The organism is Bacteroidota bacterium (assembly GCA_039111535.1).
Taxonomy (GTDB): domain Bacteria; phylum Bacteroidota; class Rhodothermia; order Rhodothermales; family JAHQVL01; genus JBCCIM01.
Genome location: JBCCIM010000061.1, coordinates 23,720 through 29,719 on the forward strand (window position 1 = coordinate 23,720; position 6,000 = coordinate 29,719).

The following is a 6,000-nucleotide window of genomic DNA, read 5'->3' on the forward strand; positions in this document are numbered from 1 at the left end:
GGTGATGGGTACGACGCATTGAGTGTAAGATGTAACACTTCAGCTGCATAATGTAAAGTAGTGTATTCAGAGCCTCGAGGTTAGTACCATCACACAAAGCACTTTCATTCCTGAAGTTGATGTCTATCAATACACTGTTGATTGCGCAAGATTCAACCTAACTGTTCACAAAACAAATGTCGTTCACACCATTCAGGTTACGTTTTTACAGGTGAATCCTTTCAGGTAAATCTTCTATCTATCAGGCAGGTAGTAAATATATGATACTCAAGGCTTACTCTCGAACTGGCTTGTTTAGAGATAGTCTCGCTTTATGCATTTTATTACTTCTTTTCTGTCCCTCTTCCATTGGAGCGCAACACTTGCCGGCGTCTATGTATTTCGTCTTATTAATGGCACGCAACAGACTACTAAATTGACAACGCTGCTTAGATAGTCAGTGCAGAAGAATTTCCTAGTTGTCTGCTTGTCAGGCTTTGTTTTACTACGTGTAATGCAGCTCTAATCTTGCCATCTTTGTTAAGAGTTTAAGCCTTTCAGCCGATAGCTAAGTTATTAATATGTAATGACTTAACAATAAGGACCCACTAAAAAGCGCTTCCTCTATATGGATTGTGTTAAGAGAAGCGCTTCCTGTTCTGAAGACAGGATCCACCGAGAGGAAAAGCAGTTTCCAGGTTCGTTTTATGCCGCAGGTGCAGAAGGATTTGTGTGGGGGCTCATATAGGGCATAACACAACGCCGTTTGAGACTTGGGTATGGCCCAGGTCTTTTTTATTGGACACCTTTTGGGCAACCGCTGGATAACCCTTTTCCGCGCGCGATTTGCGCGGCTTTGTATATAGATTTTAGTAAGAGGAATACGTTGAACATTAGTAAGATTTTCGGCGATCGCCGGTATGGCCTGTCTCTTCCGAGCACAAAAACCCTGAAAGAGCAGTGGTTTTCGAATGTTAGAGCGGATTTGCTTGCCGGCGTTGTTGTGGCGCTTGCACTTATCCCCGAAGCAATCGCTTTTTCCATTATCGCCGGCGTTGATCCCAAAGTTGGCCTATACGCTTCCTTTTGTATCGCTGTTGTCACCGCCTTTGTTGGTGGCCGCCCAGGCATGATCTCCGCCGCTACGGGCGCAATGGCGCTCGTGATGATCACGCTGGTAAAGGAGCATGGACTTGACTATCTACTTGCAGCCACGATCCTGACGGGCGTGATTCAAATCATCTTTGGTTTGTTTAAGCTTGGCCGTTACATGAAGTTTGTGCCGCGGGCAGTGATGATTGGGTTTGTAAACGCGTTGGCTATTCTCATTTTTATGGCGCAACTGCCGCTGTTTGTGGGCGCCGGCTGGGTTATGTACGCAATTGTTGCTGGCGGTCTGTTCATTATTTACGTATTGCCGCGTCTCACAACGGCTGTGCCGTCACCGCTGGTTGCAATCATAGGTCTCACGCTCGTTTCCCTGATGATTCCCAACGGACTTAGCCGTGTCGGAGACATGGGTATTCTACCTTCTGAGTTACCTTTCTTCAGCTTGCCGGCTGTTCCTTTTTCGCTGGAAACCTTCAAAATTATCCTGCCTGTATCGCTGGCGCTTGCCATGGTTGGACTTATTGAGTCGCTCCTTACAGCGTCGATTGTTGATGAGATGACTGATACGACAAGCGACAAAAACAAAGAGTCGCGTGGACAAGGCATCGCAAACATTGTGGCTGGCATGTTTGGCGGCATGGCCGGATGCGCCATGATTGGGCAGTCGGTCATCAACATTAAGTCTGGTGGACGCGGCCGGCTCTCGACGCTCGCTGCCGGTGTTTTCCTGCTGTTCTTCATTCTCGTGTTATCCGATTGGCTCGTCCTGATTCCAATGGGCGCACTGGTGGCCGTAATGTTCATGGTTTCGATTGGCACCTTTGACTGGTCTTCGCTCAAAACCGTGCGGGTTATGCCGGCCAGCGAAACGCTGGTGATGGTAGTTACGGTTGGGACAGTCATCTTTACCCACGATCTCGCAATCGGCGTATTCGTCGGTATTCTACTCAGCGCACTGCTGTTTGCCCGTAAGGTGGCTGAAGTGGCGTTTATGGAAGACAAGTTGAGTGAAGACGGTCGTATCCGCACCTACACGGTAAATGGCAACCTGTTTTTTGTCACCGTTACAGGATTCATCGCGCACTTCGATTTTCTGGAAGATGTAGACGAGATCATCCTCGATCTGAGTCGTGCCCACGTTTGGGATGCTTCAGCGGTTGCTGCTATTGACAAAGCAGTGCTCAAGTTCAGAGACCGGGGAGTGAAGGCACAAGTCATTGGTCTGAATGATGCCAGCGCTTCTCTTCTGGATCGCGTCGGCATCCACGACAAGCCAGGGATGAAAATGGCGATGGGGCACTAAGATTCAAATGCTGGACACTCAGAGAATGCGCTATGCACTATCTCTGAGTTCAAAATCATCCGTTGTAGGGAAATGGGTAGCACCCGTTTGGGTAATCTTTTGCAGCGCATAGCCTTTAAAAGGATTAGGTCGAACGGTGTCTGTCCAGTTAAATACGGCCCGGCGACGGACGATGCCAGTACGCAAGTCATCCGGACAGACCAGGTCGATGCGATTGGCTTCCGGGCCCCAGGCAAACCGCGCACATTCAACAGCGCTCGCCGATTCGTCAATAGCACGTAGCAAGCCGTATGCGGCCTCAGGTTTAGGGATGATGGCTTCTTCGACGATGTCTACGTTTAATACAACCACCTGCTCTTCAAAAAGGGAGACATCTGTTTCCTGAATTTCTGTCACCCGCAAGGTAAGTTGCAATGTAATACCTGTTGTCAACGCGGCTGGCGTAGTTTCTTGCGCCAATGCATTCAGTTGGATTTGTTTAAGCTTGCCGGCCGCAAGCTCAAATTCAGCGTTCTTTGCGCCGCTATCCTGATCCGTTAAGTACAGCAAGATCGGATTGCCTCCGCCGGCTTCTATTTTTTCAACTTTCAAGAAGCCTTTGCTGACAAAATTCTGGCCCCAGTCAAATCTGAGGGACAACAAGCTATCCGGATTATACGCTTTGCGGTCTGTTGCGAAGGTTACCGTACTGCGTTCATTTTCGATTTCACCATCAGGTTTGGTCACGTTGATTTTCATGTTTCTTGTGCCCTGTGTCGCCGCTGATGACAGTCTTCTGTTGTACTCAGGATCCTCAAATTGTACATAGTAGGGCCGCAGCGGTAACCTGAACTTGCTCTCATCAATCCGATGCATGGGAAACGGCATCGTCTGGTAATAATCGTCTGTGTAAGCGGGGTGCCCTAAACGTGCGATCGCAGTTAGCACGCCGCCCGGGGCCAGGCCACCAAACGAACCCTCGAAACTTGTTTTGTCTTTTTCAATGAGGCGGAAGAGGTATGCATTGCCTTCTTCCTTACCAATCAACTCGTATGAGAAGGACGCATCTCCATTTGCAATTTCGATGGAAACCCATTCTTCAATATGATCTTTGATAAAATCGACAACAACGGTATCAGGATCTTGCTCCGGTTCGTCTGATTGCTCCTCTTGCGGTATAAAGGCATCCGGATTTCCCCCTTCAACCTCAATCAGGATGGAGAAAACGAGGTCATTATTCCAGTCAGCGGACAGTGTGCCCGGGCCTGGATTGATTAGCTTCAATTTAAAGCGGAGTGCATCGAAGCCATCACAGTTGGCGAAGAAAGCTTCGTCGGTAGGCACTGTTTCAGCAGCAAGTAAATGATTTGGCTCGAAATAGCTTGCCCATGTTTGCAGGGCGCGCTCACGCCGGCCCGTGTGTGGCAGCGAAACGGGCCGCGGCATGCGATGCTGGACTGGCACGCTGCCAGAAACCATGATTTCGCCTCGGGTATTGTTGCCCGCTTCAAACCCATTTTGGCGGATTAACTGGTTTCGAAATGCAAAAGGTACGCCCGGACGGTTTCCAACAACCATGTAGCGCATTAAACCAGGTAACACAGCTTGCCACCGTTCTGCAAGAGAAGCTTCAGCATTGAACGTTGTCTCGTCGCTTACATTGATGGCCGGCATAGGAGGTGTTGGTAGCACAGGGAGAAACCCTTTGATTGCCTCTGCTCTGAAGTGTTTGGGGAGGCCGGCTACTGGCCGGCCCGTGCGGGCTGCCCGGTACTGAACCTGGTAAGGTTGCGATTGCCACCACAAGGTTCTTTCCGTGTCTTCACTTTCATTCAGCAAACCTGTTGCACCGATATAATCCGGGACCAGTAGCGCCGGATTTTCAGGGGAAGGGGCTGCGCCATACGCAACCTGTATCCGAAGACCACTCAGGCCCCATGGCCATGCGCGGTGGACAACAGCAGCTGTGCTAAGCGCCGGTTTAGTTTCCGGATCTGCGTCTGATGTTATTGTAAATGCTGTTCGGAGTTCTTCATTGAGCGTATCATCACCACGTTCGAGACTGGCCTTGAGTCGTTTTACCGCTGCGGTGTCTGTGAGCTGTGCAATGAGATGCACCAGTTCTGCGTCTTCGCTCTCTGGCGATGGGCCGTAAAGTGATAGTGCACCTTTCTGTGCGATTACGACAAAATGCTTCTTCGTGTTTTTGTCCGGGTCAACATCAACTATGCGCCAGAGACCGGGTATGTAAAGCGGTTGAATACCCACTGCCTGCGGAGGGGCGTATTCAAAAACATTCAGTTGCGGAGGTTCATCGACAGGCGTGGAAACGCGTACGGGCATGGTTTGGCCGCCAAATTGTCCTTCTCTAAATCGCAGATCAGTAACCGAAGCGCGGAGCGGGAATACCCTGCGCGCAAATTTTTCTGGCTGTTCGAGCTCTTTCAGAATGGCATAGCCGTATGTTGCCGTCAGGGTTGCTTTGTTGCGGGTTGTGTCAATATCCGATCCGTCGCCGCGTTCATTGATTTCTCTTAATCTGAGAATGGCAAACGGCGAGTCTGGACATAGCTTGCGGTGTGTTTCTTCTCCCCATTTGATGCTTTCTTCTTCCGTATTGCCGGCATTCAGAAAATGGGATGCAACGGGCTGTAAGGTGCCGGTTGCTTGATCCAGGCACAACAATTCGGCTGAGACGAGCAGCGGAGTGTAGGGATCAACGGCTTGTTTCAATCCCAACCCAAGGTATGGGCTAACGGCAAAGCTGACAGGCGTCGGGTTTGCTCCCGAGGTTGTATTTAAGGCAGCCGGCAGCAGGGTTGCAGCTGCATGGCGCGAAAAGCCTCTTAATCCTTCCGTCATCGTATCGCGGCTAGCAATCAGGCCACTATCCAGTAAATGCATGCCCGGTGCATACCATTTGAATGCATTATCCAGTGTGCGTCCTTTGACCGTACCTGATTCAAAGTGCGATTGGATTTCATCTGGTTGTAAAGCCCGATCGTAGAGTGCGAGCAGAAAGTAGGTACCGCGCCAGGGGACATCGCCTCCAACAATTTCATTACCTAATACGAGCGGGAAATCTTCTACCCAGTTTGAAAAATCGCCGGCATCTGTCCGTTGTGTGATCTGAATACCGTTCAGGTACATCCGCGAGATCCCTGAGCTTTCGTGCACGTAAACGACGTGCAGGCGATCTTCAACCGCAGCGTTTGCCTGAAACGTGGTTTTCTTATACTCCAGACCATTGTTTTCAAGACGGTAACTTACTTCATAGGTGGCATTGCTGGCGCTTCCGCTCCGTTCGTACCCCAGGGTTGCGTTACGGTTAGAGGTACTCTCAGCCAGCGATACAATGCGTGCCGGATCGTCATTGCCCTGGGCCAGGTCTGCTGGCCGAATCCAGGCTTCGATGGTGATTTCGTGGGACGCCTTGCACGCCTGGTTCAACGCCGTCGCTGGGACAACCGATCTCAAAATCATGGAGTTGACGATTTCCAAACCGCCACCCTCTACCCAATTTGCATGGTTATCCGCTGCTTCCAGATTTACCCAGTTGTCTGGAAAACTGATGCGTTTTTGCATTTGTAGATCCAGTGGCGTTGCTGCACCTGATCGATCACGCACAA

The 6,000-nt window shown here is 50.2% G+C and carries 2 protein-coding genes; one reads left to right on the forward strand and one right to left on the reverse strand.

Features of this window, described 5'->3' with window-relative positions:
• The first annotated feature begins 871 nt into the window (after positions 1–871).
• Positions 872–2,392, forward strand: coding sequence for a SulP family inorganic anion transporter (locus AAF564_11525; protein MEM8486171.1), 1,521 nt, complete (start codon positions 872–874; stop codon positions 2,390–2,392).
• A gap of 30 nt (positions 2,393–2,422) precedes the next feature.
• On the opposite strand, the gene AAF564_11530 is transcribed toward AAF564_11525, so the two are convergent.
• Positions 2,423–5,956 carry a LamG domain-containing protein gene (locus tag AAF564_11530; protein MEM8486172.1) on the reverse strand — a complete coding sequence of 1,178 codons (3,534 nt, stop codon included), beginning with the start codon at positions 5,954–5,956 and terminating at the stop codon, positions 2,423–2,425.
• Positions 5,957–6,000 lie beyond the last annotated feature (44 nt).